The sequence below is a fragment of the Bradyrhizobium sp. CCGB20 genome, assembly GCF_024199855.1.
Lineage (GTDB): Bacteria > Pseudomonadota > Alphaproteobacteria > Rhizobiales > Xanthobacteraceae > Bradyrhizobium.
Window position 1 is genome coordinate 5,509,222 of the sequence record NZ_JANADN010000001.1, and the last position, 17,791, is coordinate 5,527,012.

Genomic DNA, 17,791 nt, shown 5'->3' on the forward strand with positions numbered 1-17,791 from the left:
ACTTCGCGGGCGATGACAGCAAGTAGGGGTGGCGCGGTCACCCGAACAGCGTATCCGCCAGCAGCTTCAGATTCAAAATCACGATGACGCCCGCGACGATCCATGCCACCGCGGCGACGTACGTGGGTATCGCGAACTTGCCCATCTTGCGGCGGTCCGAGACGAAGCGGACCAGCGGGATGACCGCGAAGGGCAGCTGCATCGACAGCACGACCTGGCTGAAGACCAGGAGATCTGCCGTGCCACGCTCGCCATAGATCGCGGTGACGACGATCACCGGAATGATCGCTATGCCGCGCGTGAGCAGGCGGCGCGCCCAGCTCGGCAGGCGCAGGTCGAGAAAGCCTTCCATCACGATCTGGCCGGCGAGCGTTGCCGTCACGGTCGAGTTGAGGCCGGAGGCGAGCAGCGCCACTGCGAACAGCGTCGATGCGATGCCGAGACCCAGCAAGGGCGAGAGCAGCTCGAAGGCCTGGCCGATCTCGGCGACATCCGAATGGCCGCTGTTGTGGAACGTTGCCGCGGCGACGATGAGGATCGCGGCGTTGATGAACAGCGCCAGCATCAGGGCGATGGTCGAGTCCGTCGTCGCCCATTTGATCGCCTCGCGGCGGCCGATGTCGTTGCGCTCATAGGCACGCGTCTGCACGATCGAGGAGTGCAGATAGAGATTATGCGGCATCACGGTCGCGCCGATGATTCCGATCGCGATGTAGAGCATTTCCGGATTGGTGAAGATCTCGGTCTTCGGCATGAAGCCGCGCAAAACTTCCGCCACCGGCGGCGCGGCGGCCACGACCTGGACCACGAAGCAGACCGCGATCACGACCAGCATCGCGATGACGAACGCTTCGAGGAAGCGAAAGCCGCGGTTCATCAGGAGCAACAGCAGGAACGCATCGAGCGCGGTAAGCAGCGCGCCGCCGATCAGGGGAATGCCGAACAGCAGCTTGAGCGCAATCGCGGTGCCGATGACCTCGGCGAGGTCGCAGGCGATGATCGCCGCCTCGCAGGCGAGCCACAGCATGAAGTTCACCGCGGGCGAATAGGTCGCGCGGCAGGCCTGCGCGAGATCGCGGTCGGTGACGATGCCGAGCCGCGCCGCGAGCGACTGGAGCAGGATCGCCATCAAATTCGAGAGCAGGATGACCGAGAGCAGCGTGTAGCCGAACTTCGACCCGCCAGCGAGGTCGGTCGCCCAGTTGCCGGGGTCCATATAGCCGACCGAGACCAGATAGCCCGGGCCGACAAAGGCAAGTAACCGCCGCCACCATACCCCCGCCGTGGGGATGGCAATGGTGGCGTTCACCTCGGCGAGGCTCTTGGTAGCGGGCGCATCAGCGCGCCAGCCGGCGACATTTGGGGTCAAATCAGGCGATCGAGCATCCATGAGGCGAGAATACCTAAGTCGAGGCTTATTGCAACTCATTTGCAACTGCATCTAGCCGCATGGGTTCCCGGGATGACCGTTGTTCGCCGTCCTGTCGGGAAGCGGGTGGGTTTGGCCGTCCCCGGAGGCGGATATTGGCGCCAGCCCGACTTCGCAGGAAATGAGCCATGTCAAATCCCCCGCGCCTCCCCGACACTTTCAACCGCCTCGCCTGGTCCAACCTCGCAGCCCAGTCGGCCGAGCAGATCGCGCTGGCCGCGGCCCCCATCGTCGCGGTGCTCACGCTGGGCGTTGCGGAAGGCCAGACCGGCCTGCTCCAGACCGCGCTGACCTTGCCCTTCGTCCTGTTCGCCATTCCGGCCGGCCTGCTCGCCGACCGCATCTCGCGCCGCTCGCTGATGGCGGGTGCCGAAGCGCTGCGGGCGGTCGCGCTGGCGGCCATCGTGCTGCTTCTCACGCTCGGCGCACTCAATCTGCCGCTGCTGGCGCTGCTCGGTTCCGCGGCGGTGTGCGGCACCGTCGTCTACAGCGTGGCGGCGCCGGCCCTGGTGCCCTCGCTGGTGAGCGCGGAGCTGTTGCCGTCGGCCAATGCCCGCATCGAGCTCGCCCGCACCATCGCCTTTGCCAGCGGGCCTGCGCTTGGCGGCGCGCTGGTGGGCTGGTGGGGCGCAAGCCCGGCCTTCGGCTTTGCCGCGGCGCTTTCGGCCATCGCCGTCGTGCTGCTCTCCGGCATCTACGAGCCCGCGCGCGCACCGGTGCCTCGGCGCCATCCGTTCCAGGACATCCGCGAGGGCGCAGCCTTCGTGTTCCATCATCCCCTGCTGCGGCCGGTGTTCATCACCCAGTTCATCTTCAACACCGGATGGTTCCTGCAGATCGCGGTGTTCGTACCGTACGCCGTGCGCCATCTCGGCCTCACCGCCGCCGGTGTCGGCACGGTGCTGACGATGTACGGAATCGGCATGGTGATCGGCGCGCTGTTCGCCACCCGCGTGATGAAGCGCATCGCGTTCGGCACCGTGGTCGGCCTCGGCCCGGTCACCGGCTTCGTCGCCGCGGTGGTGATGGCGCTGACGGTGCTGATCCCCTCGCCCTGGCTCGCGGCCCTCAGCTTCTTCCTGCTCGGCGTCGGGCCCATCCTCTGGGTGATCTCGACCACCACCCTGCGCCAGTCCGTGACGCCGCCGCGCCTGCTCGGACGCGTCTCCGCCATCAACATCATGAGCTACGGCGCCCGACCGCTCGGCTCGGCGCTGGGCGCGATCGTCGGCGGCCTATGGAGTGCGGAGGCGTGCCTCTATCTCGCAGCCGCCGTGTTCGGCGTGCAGGCGCTGGTGATCTGGCTGTCGCCGGCCGTGGCACTGGATCGGCAGCCGGCCATGGTGGGAGACGAAGCGGCGGCGCGGTGTTAGCCCAGGATGTCGTCCCCGCGAACGCGGGGACGACATCCTGCTAACCCGCCAGGTACCGCTCGTAGCTGCCCGTCACCGGCTCGCTCGCATCGACCTCCGGATCCAGCGTGTACAGATCCTGTGCACGGCCGATGCCGCGCAGCGCGTAGCGTCCGGTGGAGACGAGGTAGCGGCGGCCGGCGGCATCCAGGCCCTTGTAGAACTCGGACGATGCCAGCAGCTCGCGGTCGACCGAGCGGCTCATCGAGGCGATGCGGCTGACCTCGTTGACGGTCGGGCCGACGACGGTGAAGTCGAGCCGGTCCTCGCTGCCGATGTTGCCGTAAAAGACTTCGCCGACATGCAGGCCGATATAGGCCGACGTGGTGGGACGGCCATCGGCCTCCCGCCGCTTGTTCAGCGCAGCGACGTTCTTGCGGAACACATGCTCGGCGCGCAGCGCGGCGCGCCGCGCATCCGACATGTCCTCGCCCCAGAACATCGCGAGCACGCCATCGCCGATCAGCTTCAGCACGTCGCCGCCGGCATCGTGGATCGCGTCGATCACGGCTTGCGCATAATCGTTGAGGAACGGGATGATCTCGTCGGGGCCGATGCTCTCGCTGATCCCGGTCGAGCCGCGCAAATCCGAATACCACAGCACGGCGTTGATACGCTCGGTGACGCCGCGCGAGATGCGCCCGCGCAGCACCTGCGCGGAGGCATCGCGGCCGAGATAGACGCGGCCGAGCGTTCGCGCGATGTCGACCTGCTGCGCCGACTTGATCGCGAGCCCCAGCACCGGCACGAGATCGCGCAGGTCTTCGAGCTCGGGTTCGGAGAAACCGCTGTCGCGGCGCGTGGTCCAGCAGGAATAGAGACAGTCCATCAGGCCGAGCGCGCCATTCTCGCCGAAGCGATGCACGAAGGCGAGATAGTGCTTGTGGCCCTTCTCGGCGAGCTCGCCGATCTGGGAAAAATCCATCGACGGCGCGTCGGCGAGATCGATCACCATCTCGTCGTGGCCGTGCTCGAGCATATGGAAGAACACAGATTGGCGCCAGCTCTTGGCGGCATCGCCCTCGGCGGTCGAGCCGTATTCGAACATGTCGCTCTCGTTGCTGGCGCGGTCGCTCCAGCGGAAGCCGCGGCCCTCATAGATCGGATGCAGCGTGTCGATGACGACGAGCCCGCGCGAGAGTTCCAGCCCCTCGGCGCGGCAGCGCTCGCAGAAGCCGCGGAGCAGTTCGTTTTCGGGCAGGCCCGTGAGCCCCTGGCCGGTCAGCCAGTTCATCAGCGCGAGGCGGGAGGTCAATTGCATGCGCCATTATGGCGTGCATTCGTGACGAGCGAAAGGCGCAAGCCACGCGCGGTCCGTGCGCAAGGCTCCCGTCCCCTGCAGGTCGAATATGTCGCGGCCGCGGTTGACGCACGCGGCGCGCGAGCGGCAAATGCCGGCGATGATGACTTTGCCGGCCAGAAACGGACGCACGCGCGAATGAGCCAGCGCCAGCTTCCGATCATCCTGGCGCTCGGCACCACGCAGACCCTGGCGTGGGCTTCCAGCTACTATCTGCCGGCGCTGCTCGCCGATCCCATGGCGCGCGACCTCGGCGTCTCCTCCAACTGGATCTTTGGCGCGTTCTCGGCCTCGCTGGTGATCTCGGCGATGCTCGGCCCGCGCATCGGGCGGCAGATCGATCTCGTGGGGGGCCGGCAGGTGCTGTCGGCCTCGAACCTGACGATCGCAGCCGGCCTCGTGCTGCTCGGCTTCTCCCACTCCGTTCCGGTGATGGCGTTCGCCTGGCTCGTGCTCGGCATCGGCATGGCGATGGGCCTCTATGACGCCGCCTTCGCCGCCCTCAGCCGCATCTACGGCACGGAGGCGCGCAGGCCCATCACCGGCATCACGCTGATGGCCGGATTTGCCTCGACCGTGGGCTGGCCCCTCACCGCCTGGGGGCTGTCGCATATCGGCTGGCGCGAGACCTGTTTTGCCTGGGCGGCCGCCAACATCCTGATCGGCCTGCCCCTCAACTTCTTCATGCTGCCGGCGATCAAGGGCGCCAAGCAGGCCGCGGCGACGGCGGCAAAGCCGCATTTGCCGCTCGACCGCACCATGGTGCTGCTCGCCTTCATTTTCGCCGCGGTCTGGACCGTCACCGGCGCCATGGCCGTCCATTTTCCGCGCCTGCTGGAGACGATGGGCGCGACGCATGTCGAGGCGATTGCGGCCGGCGCGCTGATCGGACCGGCGCAGGTGGCCGCGCGCATTCTCGAAGCGGGCTTTCTGAGCCGCTTCCATCCGCTGTGGTCGACGCGCCTTGCCTGCGTCACCCATCCGCTCGGCGCGGCCGTCGTCGCCCTCTTCGGCGCTCCCGCCGCAAGCGCATTTGCACTGCTCTACGGTTCGGGCAACGGCATCCTGACGATCGCACGCGGCACGCTGCCGCTGTCGATCTTCGGCCCGAAGGATTTCGGCTACCGCCTCGGCATCATCGGCGCGCCGGCACGAATGGCGCAGGCCGTGGCGCCTCTGGCCTTCGGCCTGCTCATCGACGTCATGGGGGCCAAGGTGCTGATCGTCTCGTCCGCGCTCAGCCTGTCGGCGCTGGCGGCGCTGTTCCTGGTCCGCCCGGAACGGCGGCCGGATTGACCGGGCCAGAGCTTTCGCGCACAAGCAGGCCATGAGCGACGACACCGGCCCGCCCCGCACGTTCAAAGGCCTTCTGCGTTGGGCGACCACGCCGCCGCAGGCTTGGGGTGTCTATCTCCTCGCCATTATCCTGGTCTGGCTGATCTCCTTCTACGCCGGCACGCTGAAGCCGAAGAAGGCGCCGGAAGGTGGACCGCCACCGGTGACCGCACCGCGGAGCTAGGCAGGCTTCGCCTCGCTGGTCGCGATCCAGATGCCGGCGAACACAGCAACCAGGCCAACCAGCAGATTGGGCGTGATCGGCTCGCCGATCAGCAGCGCCGCCAACAAGGCAGCCGCGATCGGATTGACGGTCATCGTGTTGGCGACCCGCGTCGGCGTCGCCCGCGCCAGCGCCATGACCCACAGGATGAAGGCGAGCGCGCCACCGCCGATGCCGAGATAGACGCCGGCAATCCACTGCCCCGTCGTGAAGTGATCGAGCGCCGCAAAGCTCCCCTTCGCGACCCCCGCCAGCACCAGCACGACGGCGCCCGCGCCCATGCCGACGGTGAGAAAACCGAGCGCGCTGGAGCGCTGCATCAGCGGGCGCGACAGCACGTTGTAGAACGCCATGCAGAACACGGCACCGGTCATGATCAGTTCGCCGCGCCAGGCGCCGGGTGGGCTCTGAGCGAGGCCCGCGGCCAGCGCCGCCGCCACGCCGAGCACGGCGATGCCGACGCCGGTGATCTTGCGCGCCGTCAGCCGCTCGACGCCAAGGATCGCGCCGACCACCATGGTGTGCAGCGGCAGCGTCGCAAGCGCGAGGCTGGCCCGCGCCGCGGTCGTGTAGGACACCGCGATGTTGTACAGGATGAAGAACAGGCCGAAGAAGCAGATGCCGAGCAGCGCCACGGCCGGCCAGTCGGACCGCTGCGGCCAGCGCACGCCGAGCAGAAGCGCACATGGCAGGAGGCAGAGAAAGCCGATCCCCCAGCGCAGGATCGCGAGCATGATCGGATCTGCACCGCCGACGAGATACCGGGTGATCGCCGCCGCGGTGCCGCCGAGGGTGCTCGATGCCAGCGCGATCGCGACCCCGAGCCACTCCCCCACAATCGCCTCCTCTCGTGGAGCTTTGTCGGGGCGCCTAGCACGGTCCTGCTGCCACCATCATGGCAGCAGGAACGACGCGCGACGTTACTCGTAAAACTCCGGCGCCATCTTCTGGCTGTCGCGCTGCGCCTTGTCGTGGTTGATCCAGAGCTGGCCTTTTTCCTTGGCGAGCGTATCGGCGATCTTCTGCATCGAGGCCGCGCTCTGATCCTTGTTGGCGTTCATGCTGGGCACACGGCGGTTGTCCCAATTGTCCTTGAAGTGGACGGCGTCGCCCGACAGTACCACCGCGCCGGTCTTCGGCAGTTTCACCAGCAGCGACTGGTGTCCCGGCGTGTGGCCGGGCGTCGACAGGATGGTCACGCTGCCGTCGCCGAACACGTCCTTGTCGCCCGCCAGCAGTTCGACGGGATGCGAGGGCTTGAAGCGCGGTTCGTTGTTGGCGCCGGGCCAGTCATATTCGGCCTTCTGCACGTAGAGCATGGCCTGCGGGAACAGCTCGACATTGCCGGTATGGTCGGGATGCGTGTGCGAGACCGCCATCGCCTTGACGTCGTCAGGCTTGAGGCCGAGCTGCTCGAGCTGGGCGGCAAGCGTCTTCGGCCGGCGCCAGGTGACGGCCTTGGGATCGGCGGGCACAAGGCCGCTAGGCATCGCCGCGACTGCATCGGCGATGCCGGTGTCCCACAGGAACCAGCCCTTGCTGTGCTTGATGAGATAGCAGCTGTCGACGAAGTCCATCGTCTTGCCCTCGTTCAGGCCGGGGGTCCAGCGCGAGATGTCTCCGGCGGTGCCCTCCCCGCAATTGAGGACGTAGAGCTTTTCGACGCCGGTCTTTTCCGACTGCGCCAGCGCGGCCTGTCCGGACAGAGCGAGCGCGGCGACGGCGAGAGCCAACGTGATCTTCATCATCCTGGGCATCATCCCTCCTTGCAACCTGTTGTATCGGCTGCGACCGGGGATCAACCCCGGCCGCGCCGCCGAATTCCGCTCCCGCCGATCACATCAATGCGGGCAGGCCTCGACCTCGACCGTGACGTGGCTGAGCCCCTTCAGGCCGGCGAGCCGCCGCTTGTAGACGGCCGGCTGCTGCGGCGTGTCCGACACCACCGAGAGCAGCACGGCGCAATGGCCGGGGCCGACCTGCCAGAGATGCAGGTCGGTCACGCGGTCGTCGCCGACCTCCATGCGCGCGCGGATCACCCGCTCCAGCTTCTCGTCCGCGCGCACGTCGAGCAGCACCGCGCCGGATGTCTTGATCAGGCCGAACGCCCAGCTCGCGATCACGGCGCTGCCGATCAGGCCGACAGCCGGATCCGCCCAGACCCATCCCGAATACATCGCGACGACCAACGCTGCGATCGCCAGCACCGAGGTCGCCGCATCCGCCATGACGTGGACGTAGGCAGCACGAAGATTGTTGTCGTGATGATGGTGGTGATGACCGTGATGATCATGGTCGTGATCGTGATCATCGTGCTCGTCATGTGCGTGGCCATGGTCGTGGCCGTGGTGGTGGTGATCATGGCTGCCGCGCAGCAGCCAGGCGCTGGCAAGGTTGACGCAGAGGCCGAGCGCGGCGACCGCGATCGCCTCGCCATAGACGATCGGCACCGGGGTGATCAGCCGCAGCACGCTCTCATAGGCGATCTCGACCGCGATCAATCCCAAAATGATCGCGCTGGAGAAGGCGGCGAGATCGCCGAACTTGCCCGTGCCGAAAGTGAAATGAGAATTCCCCAGGTGCCGGCGCGCGAAGCGGTAGGCAAAGGCGGCAATCCCCAGCGCCGCCGCATGCGTGCCCATGTGCCAGCCGTCGGCAAGCAGCGCCATCGAGCCGAACAGCGAGCCGGCGACGATTTCGCCGACCATCATCACCAGCGTCAGGACGACCACGAACCAGGTACGCCGCTCGTTCTCGTCGTGCTTCTCGCCGAGGAAGGCATGGTCATGGGTCCACTGTTCAATGGAGTGGGAATGCATCGAATTCTCCAGAAGATTCAGGTCTGTTGGCGCGCACTATAGACCGGCGGACAGCAATTTTCTAAGGGCCAATCGCTCTGCGGATTGACACTTCCCCTTAGTTTAGCTGTAATCAGTGCATGGGGATTTGAGCGATCTCCCCACGAGGCGACATGCCCAAGTATCGCGTCCCGTTCGTTTTTTGCGAGGACGCATCATGTCAACGTTCACGACCATATCATCTGACAAATTGGCACGGCTGATCGGCACGGCGAACGCCCCTGCCCTGATCGATGTGCGGACTGAAGAGGATTTTGCCGCCGACCGGCGGCTGATCCCCGGCTCCATCAAGCTCAGCCACGAGTCCGTTGCGGAATGGGGCGGTGAATTTGCCGGCCGCTCCGCCATCGTCTCCTGCTTGCGCGGCGCCAAGCTCGCGCAGGGCACGGCCGCCTGGCTCAGGCAGCTCGGCGCTGAGGCGGAAACCCTGGAAGACGGCTTCGAGGGCTGGAAGGCCGCAAAGCTGCCGTTGCTCGACACCCGCAAGCTGCCGCCGCGCGACGCGAAGGGGCGCACCGTCTGGGTGACCCGGGCACGGCCCAAGGTCGACCGTATCGCCTGCCCCTGGCTGATCCGCCGCTTCGTCGACCCCAATGCGGTGTTCCTGTATGTGGCACCGTCCGAGGTGGTCGCCGTCGGAGAGCGCTTCAATGCCGCCCCCTTCGACATCGAGAACGTGTTCTGGAGCCACCGCGGCGAGCTCTGCACCTTCGACGTCATGATCGAGGAGTTCGGCATCGCCACACCGCCGCTGCTGCGGCTTGCCACGCTGGTCCGCGGCGCCGACACCGCGCGGCCTGATCTGGCACCGGAGGCGCCCGGCCTGCTCGCAGCCTCGCTCGGGCTGTCGCGGATGTATGACGACGACCTCGAACAGCTCGAGGCCGGCATGCTGCTCTATGACGCCTTCTACCGCTGGTGCCGTGACGCCACCACCGAGACCCACAACTGGCCGACCAACAAGGTGAAGGCGTAATGGATACCCGTAACGTTCAAGCAGGAGCTGATGCCGGTCACGGCATCAGCTTCGGTGAAGCATTTCGCGTCTGGCTCCGCGTCGCCTGCTTAAGCTTTGGCGGGCCCGCGGGCCAGATCGCGGTGATGCACCGCATCCTGGTCGAGGAGAAAAACTGGATCTCGGAGGGCCGATTCCTGCATGCGCTGAACTATTGCATGCTGCTGCCGGGGCCGGAGGCGCAACAGCTCGCGACCTATGTGGGCTGGCTGATGCATCGCACGGCCGGCGGGCTGATGGCGGGCGGGCTGTTCATCCTGCCCGGCATCATCGCCATCATGGGGCTCAGCTACATCTATGCCACCTACGGCAATGTCAGCTTCGTCGAGGCGCTGTTCTTCGGCCTGAAGGCCGCCGTCCTCGCCATCGTCGTCGAAGCCGTGGTGCGCGTCGGCAAGCGCGCGCTGAAGAACCGCATCATGATCGCGCTCGCGGCCATCGCCTTCGTCGCGATCTTCTTCTTCGCGGTTCCCTTCCCCATCATCATCATCGCCGCCGGCGTGATCGGATATGTCGGCGCCAAACAGGGCCGTCCGGAATTCGCCCCGGCCGGTCATGGCCATGGCAGCAACAATGCCGCGATCGACAGCATGCTCGGCGAAGCCGTGCCCGAGCATGTGCGTCCCAACACCGCCCGCACGATCCGCGTCGGCGCACTGTGGCTTGCGCTCTGGCTGGTCCCCGTGGTCGCGCTGCTCGCCGCGTTCGGCCAGGCCAACGTCTTCAGCCAGATCGCGCTGTTCTTCTCGAAGATGGCGCTGGTCACTTTCGGCGGTGCTTACGCCGTGCTGGCCTATGTCGCGCAGCAGGCGGTCGAGCATTATCACTGGCTGAAACCGCACGAGATGCTCGACGGGCTCGGCATGGCCGAGACCACGCCGGGCCCGCTGATCATGGTGCTGCAGTTCGTGGGCTTCATGGCGGCCTTCCGCGATCCAGGCGGGTTATCGCCGATGCTCGCGGCGACGCTCGGTGGATTGCTCGCGACCTGGGTCACGTTCACGCCCTGCTTCCTCTGGATCTTCGTCGGCGCCCCCTATATCGAGCGCCTGCGCGGCAATACCGGGCTCGCCGGCGCGCTCAGTGCGATCACGGCCGCGGTCGTCGGCGTGATCCTCAACCTCTCGATCTGGTTCGCGCTGCATACGCTGTTCCGCGAGACCGTGCCGGTGCATGCCTTCCCGCTGAACTTCGACAGGCCGGTCCTGACGAGCGTCGACGTGCCGGCGCTCGTGCTGGCCATCGCGGCCGCGACTGCGATCTTCCGGTTCAAGCTGGGGATGTTGACGGTCCTCGCCGGCAGCTGCGCCGCCGGCGTGGTGTTGCGAATGGCGGGAGTGATTTAACGCATCATCATCCGCGCGATCGCTTCCCCAATCACCACCGTCGTGAAGTGGGTGTTGGCGCGGCAATCGGACGGCATGATCGACGCGTCGGCGACGCGCAGGCCGGAGATTCCTTTCACCGTGCCGTCGGGATTGACCACGCCATCGGGGTCGTTGACCCCAGTCATGCGGCAACTGCCGGCGGCATGCTGGATGTCGCCGGTCTCGCGGCGGAGCAACGCATCGAGCTCATGATCCGGCAATGCGGCTGCCTGCGGCAGCGTCAGGTCGGTGTCGGTCAGCCTGATCCAGTCGGCGATGCCTGATAGCGCCGGCTGCGAGGTGATCACGGCCAGCCGTTTCACCGCATCCATCATCCGCAGCATGTCGCGGGGATCAGCCAGCATGTTCTCCTCGACGATTGGATCGATCGCGGGATCGGTCGAGGCGAGCTTGAGCGTTCCGCGCGAATAGGCGTTGAACAGCCCTGCGCCGATCGCACCGGGCACGCCGATGCCGCGATGGTTGAAGGCGATCAGGATCATGTCGCGCTTGCCGCCATCGGCGAGGCCCGAGGAATAGGTCACGCAGCAATTGGTGTGGCGGGTGTCCGGATCGGTCGGCCTCAGATTTTCCTGGAGCTGGATCGTCGCGCGAAACAGCGGGTGGTCGAAGAAGTGGCGGCCGACCGGCAGGTCGCGCTCGACCGCAATCCCCATCGCCTTCAGCTCATCCGCAGGTCCAATGCCCGAGCGCAGCAGGATCGCGGGGCTGTGGATGGCACCGGCGCAAAGCACGATCTGGCGTGCGCTGATCTCGTGGGTGCCCTGGCCTTCGATGTGAACACGAAGGCCGGTCGCCCGGCTGTCACTGATCAGCACCCGGTCGACCAGCGCGTGCCCGCGGATTTCCAGATTGGCGCGGCCGCGCGCGGGCTCGAGATAGCCCTCATTGGTCGTGATGCGGCGGCTGTCGCGGCTGTTGATGGGATAGCAGGCGACGCCCTCGCCATCCGGGCCGTTGAGGTCGGCGCACCAGGGATAGCCGCTCGCCAGCGCCGCATCGCGCAAGCCGCGATCGATCGGGCCCCATTTTTCCGGCGGCGCGCGATAGACCGGCAACGGTCCGCCGCGCCCATGCCCCTCGACGTCGCCGAATTCCAGATCGTCCTCGATCACCGAGAACAGCGGCATCACCTCTTTCGCCGACCAACCGGTGCAGCCATTGGCGGCCCATTCGTCGAACGCGTCGGCGACGCCGCGGATCGCGATCTGGCCGTTCATCATCGATGAGCCACCGAGCCCCTTGCCGCGCCAGTAGAAGCGCGGCTCCTGCCCGGCCACCCGGCGCGTCAGAAGATCAGGCCACTGCCATTTCTCCTGGTACTCGCGCTTGTGGATGATCGGGATCGGGTTCGGCGTCATCACCTCCCAGGGCGCTTCATCAGCGCGCCAGTCCAGACCCGCTTCGAGCAGCAACACCCGCCGCGCGGGATCTTCCGAAAGCCGTGCCGCAACAGCGGCGCCGGCGGAGCCGCCGCCGACAACAATGACATCGTACATCGCGTTACTTCTCAACGTTCCAGAACACCGGGATGGCGGACGGTATCAGACCGCGCAAGGTGGCGCGATAGGCGGCCGGCTGGGCGAACTGGCCCCACGGGATCGCGGGCGCCTGATCGTACATCACGGTCTGGATCTCGGCTGCGATCTTCTTGCGATCCTCCTCGGCCGGCGCCTTCGCGAAGGCTTCCATCAGCGGCGTGATGCGCGCGTCACACTGCCAGCCGGTGAAGTCGGCGCAATTGAAGGCGACCATGACGTTGGTCAGGGGCGAGCCGAGGTCGAAACCGCCGGCGTGAACGCCGTAAACGCTCCAGCCCTCCTTCTTGGCGCGGCGCGCCAGCACGCTCGCCCAGTCCATCACCTGGAGATCGACGTTGAACCCGGCCTGCTTCAACCGCTCGGCCAGCACCTGCGCCGAGACGCGCGGCGCTTCGAGATCGTTGGCTTCCATGACGACGACGGGCTCGCCGGCATATTTCGTCGCCTTCAGCGCGGCGCGCGCCGCTTCGATCGACGGCTTGTCAGCGGCTTCCGTACCGGCCTTGCTGTCGTAAGTGGTGCCGCAGGTGAAGTACGTCGCGCAAGGCGCGGCGTATTTGGCGTCGAGGCCGAGCGCATCCAGCACCTCGCGCTGATCGACCAGCTTCCACAGCACGCGCCTGATGGCGGGATCGTCGAACGGTTTCGATGCGGCGTTGAGGCGATAGGCGCCCGCGAACATGTTGCCGCCGGTGAAATTGACGAGCTTGACGCGAGAGTTCTTTTCCATGGTCGGCAACAGATCGAACGGCGCGTATTGCATGAAATCGACTTCGTCGGCCTGCAGCGCGGAAGCTGCGGTCGCACCATCGGGAATGACGCGGACCTCGAGCGTGTCGATGTTGACGCGCTTACCGCCGGCGAGAAAATCGGCCGGTTCGGGGCGCGGCACATAATCGGCAAATTTCTTCAGGATCATGCGGTCGCCGGTGCGATGATCGGCCTTGCTGTAGACGAACGGGCCTGAGCCGACGATCTCGGTGATGCGCTGGTCGCCGGGCGTCTTGGCAATGCGCTCAGGCATCATGAAGGCGACGGGACTGACGGGATTGCCGAGCGCGTCGATGACGAGACCGGACGGCTCCTTCAGCGTCAGCACGAAGGTTTTCGTATCGGTCGGCTCGAGCGAGGCCGTGATCGCGAAGATGCGGCGGCCGAGCGCACTGCGGGTGCCCCAGCGGCGCAGCGAGGCCACGCAATCGGCCGCCGTGACCGGCTGGCCGTCATGCCACTTCAGGCCGTCGCGCAGCGTGAAGCTATAGGTCAATCCGTCCGCGGAGACCTTCCAGTCCTGCACCATCTGCGGCTTGATGTCGCCCCTGGAATCCTTCGCGAACAGCGTGTCGAACACCATGTAGCCGAACGTGCGCGAAATATAGGCCGTGGAGAAATGCGGATCGAGCGTGACGATCTCCGCCTCGAGCACCGCAACGAGATTTCCCGCCGCATGCGCCGGGGCCGCGACAATCGCGAGCCCGAACAACGCCGGAATGAAAGCCTTCAGTTTGAACATTGGTGTCTTTTTGCCTTTTGACTGAAACGTTCGCAGTCGCGAGGAAAAAGCAATGTTCGTGCCCGTACGTATGCGCTCGTGGCTAGCTGCCACGCGTTTGCGCGCGACACCTTCGGTGTCATCGCCCGGCTTGACCGGGCGATCCAGTATTCCAGAGACAGCTGTGATTGAATCGATAGGCCGCGGCGTACTGGATGCCCCGCTTTCGCGGAGCATGACACCGATGTTGCGGCAACAGTCGCGCGCCTACCCGATCACCTTGCCGAACTTGTTCGACTTCGGGAATCCCTTCGGCGGCAGGCGGCCGGCATCCGCACGGGTGCCCTGCCACTCCGAAAGCTCTTTCATGGTCGCGGAGAATTCGCGACCAGCAGAGTCCTTCCAGGTCAGGCCTGCCTTGGCCTCGAACACGGCAACGTCCGAGAGGCCGCCGTCCTTGTACTTCTGAAGGCGCACGCCGCGGCCGCGCGCCATCTCCGGCACCTGGTCAAGCGGGAAGATCAGCATCTTGCGGTTCTCGCCGATGACCGCGACGGTATCGCCGATCACCTCGGTGACCGAGCGCGCCTCGTTCGGCATGTCGACGTTGAGGACCTGCTTGCCCTTCTTGGTGGTGCCGACGCAATCGTCCTCGTTGACGACAAAACCCTGGCCCTCGTGGCTCGCGACCAGGAATTTGCGTCCGCCCTTGTTGACGAACAGCGTGACGGGTGCCGCCTCCGGCTCGAGATCGATGAACTGGCGGATCGGCTCGCCATGGCCACGGCCGCCCGGAAGCTTCGCCACGTCGATCGAGAAGAACTTTCCGTTGGTCGCGAACAGCAGGAGCTTCGACGTCGTCTCCGCGAAGAAGGCGATGCCGAGCTTGTCGTCCTGCTTGAAGGCGAGGCCCGAGAGGTCCTCGACGTGCCCCTTCATGGTGCGAATCCAGCCCTTGTCGGAGACGACGACCGTCACCGGCTCGCGCTCGACGAGGGCTTCCTCCATCGCGGCGAGATCGTGCTCGGGCGCGTCGGCAAAGGTGGTGCGGCGCTTGCCCAGCGGCGTCTTCGGTCCGAACATGTCGCGGACCTTGCCGACCTGCTCGCCGACCTTCTTCCACTGCTCGGCTTCCGAGGCGAGCACGCCTTCAATGCCCTTCAGCTCCTTGCGGAGATCCCTGTCCTCGTTGCGGATCTCCATTTCCTCAAGCCTGCGCAGATTGCGCAAACGCATATTGAGGATGGCCTCCGCCTGGATCTCCGTGAGCTTGAACGCCTTGATCAGGGCCGGCTTCGGCTCGTCCTCGGTGCGGATGATCTTGATCACCTTGTCGAGGTTCAGATAGGCGACCAGATGACCGCCGAGGACTTCCAGGCGGTGCTCGATCTGCGCCTTGCGGTAGTTGCTGCGGCGGATCAGCACGTCGCGCAGATGATCGAGCCATTCGCGCAGGCACTCCGCCAGCCCCACCACCTTGGGCACGCGGCCCTTGATCAGCACGTTCAGGTTCAGCGGGATCTTGTTTTCGAGCTCGGTCAGCCGGAACAGCGATTCCATCATCAAAGCGGGATCGACGTTCTTCGATTTCGGCTCGATCACGATGCGGACGTCTTCGGCCGACTCGTCTCTGATGTCGCCGACCAGCGGCAGCTTCTTCTGATCCAGCAGCTCGGCGATCTTCTCGATCAGGCGCGACTTCTGCACCAGGAAGGGGATCTCGGTGACGACGACAACCCAGGTGCCGCGCGCGCCCTCTTCCTGCTGCCATCTGGAGCGGACGCGGAACGAGCCGCGGCCGGTGGTGTAGGCTTCAGCAATCGCCTGCTTGGAATCGACGCAGATGCCGCCAGTCGGGAAATCCGGGCCCTTGACCCATTTCAGCAGCGCCTTGGATTTCGCGTCGGGCTTCTCGATCAGATGCAGCGCGGCGTCGCAGAGCTCGGCGGCGTTGTGCGGCGGGATCGAGGTCGCCATGCCGACCGCGATGCCTTGCGCACCGTTGGCGAGCAGGTTCGGGAAGCCGCCGGGCAGCACGACGGGCTCTTTCGACTGGCCGTCGTAATTGGCGCGGAATTCGACGCCGTCCTCGTCGATGCCGTCGAGCAGAAGCCGCGCGACATCGGTCATGCGCGCTTCGGTGTAGCGGTAGGCGGCGGGATTATCGCCGTCGATGTTGCCAAAGTTGCCCTGGCCGTCGACCAGCGGGTAGCGCGAGGAGAAATCCTGCGCGAGGCGCACCATGGCGTCGTAGATCGCCTGGTCGCCGTGCGGATGGAACGAGCCCATCACGTCGCCGACGATCTTGGCGGACTTCTTGAAACTGGTGCCGGGGTCGAGCCGGAGCAGGCGCATGCCATAGAGGATGCGCCGGTGCACCGGCTTCAGGCCGTCGCGGGCGTCCGGCAGCGCGCGGTGCATGATGGTGGAGAGCGCATAGGCGAGATAGCGCTCTTCCAGCGCCTCACGCAGCGGCACCTCGTGAATTTCGGCCGGTTCCTCCGGCGGAATCAATCGTTTTCCCATGCCGCCCGGTTAAACCGTGGAAGCGAATCGGGCAAGGATCGATTGGTTCCCGGTGGACGGCCTAGTGGCCAGCCCAGCCAGCGGTAACGGTCTCGGTTTTGGCCTGGGCCGGCGCCGGCGTATTGGTCACACAGCGGCGGGCGGCCTCGATCTCGGCCTCCGTCGCACCGTGGGATCGCGCCCATGTCTCTGCGGCTGCAGCAGAATATTTCGCCACATAGTACCGGACGACGGTGCAGGATGCCCGGCGAAACACGCCGGGTTGCGGCTCGCCGGCCATTGCATCAGGCGCAAACGCGAGCAGCGCCGCCGAGAAGGCGAATCCCCTGATCAACATATTTGGCTGTCCCCGTTGTGGAACCCAGCTTGGCCAATGCGACCAACCCGATTTGGTTCCGCGGAACTCCATGTCGAGGGGCAAGGCAGGAGCGCGGTCGGTTCATGGCGTCGGGACGGGTCCGCCTTATGGCGCCGGGAGCGCCGCTTTGGCCTGCTGCCGCGTCAGGGCGTTGATGAAGCCGGCACGCGCGTCGGAATGGCCCTGCCCGCGCGGCTCCAGCACATGGCGCAACAGGAACAGGCCGGTGAGCCGAAAGCCGTCCTGGAGGTCCTGGTCGGTGAGCTCGCGGGCGGCCTCGCCATGACGCAGGAATGGCGGCAGGCGCAACAGCCGATCCCGCCACGGCTCGCCCGCGCCGCGCGACACCGCGCCGCCGGATTTCGGCGAGACATAGATCAGATCCGTGGTCTCGCCGGTGACGGCGCAATTCTCCAGCGCCAGCCCGAAGCCGAGCTCGGCCAGCATCGCCAGCTCGAAATGGATCAGGTGCACGGCGGCGCTGCCGATGTCGTCGAAATCATCGAGCGAATGTTCGAGCAGCGCAAAGATCTCCTCGTGCGGGTCGCGCTCGGGAAGGAGCCGCGCGATCGAGGCCAGATGGGTGACGCCGTAGACCCCGTGGGAGGCTCCTAGCAGCGCCGCCGCACGCAGCTTCAATCCCTCGATGGCATAGGTGCCGAGATGCTCGTCGAGACGCGCCCGCCACACCGCGCTGACACTGTTGCCGGGCTGCAGGAGCGGCCGCAGCCGCGAACTGGCGCCGCCGCGCACGAGGCCGAGATGCCGGCCGTGCGTCCGCGTCAGCAGCTCGACGATGGCGCTGCTCTCGCCATGCCGCCGCACGCCCAGCACGATGCCTTCGTCGGTCCATTCCATGGGGTGAACTGTAGCGGATTCCGCCGTTCATTCGTAGGGCGGATTAGCCGAAGGCG

Annotated in this window: 15 protein-coding genes; 5 read left to right on the forward strand and 10 right to left on the reverse strand. The window is 66.2% G+C overall.

From position 1 onward, the window contains the following. Nucleotides 1-37 precede the first annotated feature (37 nt). Complete coding sequence (locus NLM15_RS25670) at nucleotides 38-1,390, reverse strand: Nramp family divalent metal transporter (RefSeq protein WP_254120224.1); 1,353 nt, start codon at nucleotides 1,388-1,390, stop codon at nucleotides 38-40. Between the two features lie 167 nt (nucleotides 1,391-1,557). Here NLM15_RS25670 and NLM15_RS25675 point away from each other — a divergent pair, with 167 nt between their 5' ends. Continuing rightward, entirely contained in the window at nucleotides 1,558-2,802 is a 1,245-nt protein-coding gene (locus NLM15_RS25675) for an MFS transporter (protein ID WP_254120225.1), read from the forward strand. A gap of 40 nt (nucleotides 2,803-2,842) precedes the next feature. Here NLM15_RS25675 and NLM15_RS25680 read toward each other — a convergent pair whose 3' ends face one another. Then, nucleotides 2,843-4,102, reverse strand: a complete 1,260-nt coding sequence (locus tag NLM15_RS25680) for an adenylate/guanylate cyclase domain-containing protein (protein ID WP_254120226.1) — start codon at nucleotides 4,100-4,102, stop codon at nucleotides 2,843-2,845. 177 nt (nucleotides 4,103-4,279) lie between these two features. Between NLM15_RS25680 and NLM15_RS25685 the strand changes: the two genes are divergently transcribed. Further along, on the forward strand, nucleotides 4,280-5,437 hold the full coding sequence (locus tag NLM15_RS25685) for an MFS transporter (protein WP_254124410.1): 1,158 nt from the start codon (nucleotides 4,280-4,282) through the stop codon (nucleotides 5,435-5,437). Between the two features lie 31 nt (nucleotides 5,438-5,468). Further along, nucleotides 5,469-5,660: a hypothetical protein gene (locus tag NLM15_RS25690; RefSeq protein ID WP_254120227.1), complete on the forward strand. Its 192-nt coding sequence runs from the start codon at nucleotides 5,469-5,471 to the stop codon at nucleotides 5,658-5,660. Here the strand turns inward: NLM15_RS25690 and NLM15_RS25695 are convergent. The 3 genes from NLM15_RS25695 to dmeF form a co-directional block, all read right to left on the reverse strand. Beyond that, entirely contained in the window at nucleotides 5,657-6,535 is an 879-nt protein-coding gene (locus tag NLM15_RS25695) for a DMT family transporter (protein WP_254120228.1), read from the reverse strand. The two genes, NLM15_RS25690 and NLM15_RS25695, sit on opposite strands and share 4 nt — an antisense overlap. 84 nt (nucleotides 6,536-6,619) lie before the next feature. After that, nucleotides 6,620-7,459: an N-acyl homoserine lactonase family protein gene (locus NLM15_RS25700; protein ID WP_254120229.1), complete on the reverse strand. Its 840-nt coding sequence runs from the start codon at nucleotides 7,457-7,459 to the stop codon at nucleotides 6,620-6,622. A gap of 81 nt (nucleotides 7,460-7,540) precedes the next feature. Next, nucleotides 7,541-8,518, reverse strand: a complete 978-nt coding sequence (gene dmeF, locus NLM15_RS25705) for a CDF family Co(II)/Ni(II) efflux transporter DmeF (RefSeq protein WP_254120230.1) — start codon at nucleotides 8,516-8,518, stop codon at nucleotides 7,541-7,543. 196 nt (nucleotides 8,519-8,714) lie between these two features. Between dmeF and NLM15_RS25710 the strand changes: the two genes are divergently transcribed. Together NLM15_RS25710 and chrA are read left to right on the forward strand one after the other, a co-directional pair. Further along, the gene (locus tag NLM15_RS25710) at nucleotides 8,715-9,533 is read left to right on the forward strand and encodes a chromate resistance protein ChrB domain-containing protein (RefSeq protein WP_254120231.1); all 819 of its coding nucleotides are present in this window, start codon (nucleotides 8,715-8,717) and stop codon (nucleotides 9,531-9,533) included. Beyond that, the gene (gene chrA / locus NLM15_RS25715) at nucleotides 9,533-10,918 is read left to right on the forward strand and encodes a chromate efflux transporter (protein WP_254120232.1); all 1,386 of its coding nucleotides are present in this window, start codon (nucleotides 9,533-9,535) and stop codon (nucleotides 10,916-10,918) included. Before NLM15_RS25710 ends, chrA begins: the two co-directional genes overlap by 1 nt. Here chrA and NLM15_RS25720 read toward each other — a convergent pair. The 5 genes from NLM15_RS25720 to recO all read right to left on the reverse strand — a co-directional run bounded on the left by NLM15_RS25720 (nucleotide 10,915) and on the right by recO (nucleotide 17,735). Continuing rightward, nucleotides 10,915-12,459, reverse strand: a complete 1,545-nt coding sequence (locus tag NLM15_RS25720; RefSeq protein WP_254120233.1) for a GMC family oxidoreductase — start codon at nucleotides 12,457-12,459, stop codon at nucleotides 10,915-10,917. The genes chrA and NLM15_RS25720 overlap by 4 nt on opposite strands. A 4-nt stretch (nucleotides 12,460-12,463) precedes the next feature. Continuing rightward, complete coding sequence (locus NLM15_RS25725) at nucleotides 12,464-14,014, reverse strand: ABC transporter substrate-binding protein (protein WP_254120234.1); 1,551 nt, start codon at nucleotides 14,012-14,014, stop codon at nucleotides 12,464-12,466. Nucleotides 14,015-14,260: 246 nt separating this feature from the next. After that, the gene (gene parC / locus NLM15_RS25730; RefSeq protein WP_254120235.1) at nucleotides 14,261-16,519 is read right to left on the reverse strand and encodes a DNA topoisomerase IV subunit A; all 2,259 of its coding nucleotides are present in this window, start codon (nucleotides 16,517-16,519) and stop codon (nucleotides 14,261-14,263) included. A gap of 61 nt (nucleotides 16,520-16,580) precedes the next feature. Next, nucleotides 16,581-16,856, reverse strand: a complete 276-nt coding sequence (locus NLM15_RS25735; protein ID WP_254120236.1) for a hypothetical protein — start codon at nucleotides 16,854-16,856, stop codon at nucleotides 16,581-16,583. Nucleotides 16,857-16,982: 126 nt separating this feature from the next. After that, the gene (gene recO / locus NLM15_RS25740; RefSeq protein ID WP_254120237.1) at nucleotides 16,983-17,735 is read right to left on the reverse strand and encodes a DNA repair protein RecO; all 753 of its coding nucleotides are present in this window, start codon (nucleotides 17,733-17,735) and stop codon (nucleotides 16,983-16,985) included. Nucleotides 17,736-17,791: the final 56 nt, after the last annotated feature.

Excerpts from the sequence above, each read along its gene's own strand:
- NLM15_RS25685 (WP_254124410.1), top strand. The coding sequence starts at position 4,280 with ATGAGCCAGCGCCAGCTTCCGATCATCCTGGCGCTCGGCACCACGCAG.
- NLM15_RS25710 (WP_254120231.1), top strand. The coding sequence starts at position 8,715 with ATGTCAACGTTCACGACCATATCATCTGACAAATTGGCACGGCTGATC.
- dmeF (WP_254120230.1), bottom strand. The coding sequence starts at position 8,518 with ATGCATTCCCACTCCATTGAACAGTGGACCCATGACCATGCCTTCCTC.
- parC (WP_254120235.1), bottom strand. The coding sequence starts at position 16,519 with ATGGGAAAACGATTGATTCCGCCGGAGGAACCGGCCGAAATTCACGAG.
- NLM15_RS25680 (WP_254120226.1), bottom strand. The coding sequence starts at position 4,102 with ATGCAATTGACCTCCCGCCTCGCGCTGATGAACTGGCTGACCGGCCAG.
- NLM15_RS25675 (WP_254120225.1), top strand. The coding sequence starts at position 1,558 with ATGTCAAATCCCCCGCGCCTCCCCGACACTTTCAACCGCCTCGCCTGG.
- NLM15_RS25700 (WP_254120229.1), bottom strand. The coding sequence starts at position 7,459 with ATGATGCCCAGGATGATGAAGATCACGTTGGCTCTCGCCGTCGCCGCG.
- NLM15_RS25720 (WP_254120233.1), bottom strand. The coding sequence starts at position 12,459 with ATGTACGATGTCATTGTTGTCGGCGGCGGCTCCGCCGGCGCCGCTGTT.
- NLM15_RS25735 (WP_254120236.1), bottom strand. The coding sequence starts at position 16,856 with ATGTTGATCAGGGGATTCGCCTTCTCGGCGGCGCTGCTCGCGTTTGCG.
- NLM15_RS25690 (WP_254120227.1), top strand. The coding sequence starts at position 5,469 with ATGAGCGACGACACCGGCCCGCCCCGCACGTTCAAAGGCCTTCTGCGT.
- chrA (WP_254120232.1), top strand. The coding sequence starts at position 9,533 with ATGGATACCCGTAACGTTCAAGCAGGAGCTGATGCCGGTCACGGCATC.
- NLM15_RS25725 (WP_254120234.1), bottom strand. The coding sequence starts at position 14,014 with ATGTTCAAACTGAAGGCTTTCATTCCGGCGTTGTTCGGGCTCGCGATT.
- NLM15_RS25670 (WP_254120224.1), bottom strand. The coding sequence starts at position 1,390 with ATGGATGCTCGATCGCCTGATTTGACCCCAAATGTCGCCGGCTGGCGC.
- recO (WP_254120237.1), bottom strand. The coding sequence starts at position 17,735 with ATGGAATGGACCGACGAAGGCATCGTGCTGGGCGTGCGGCGGCATGGC.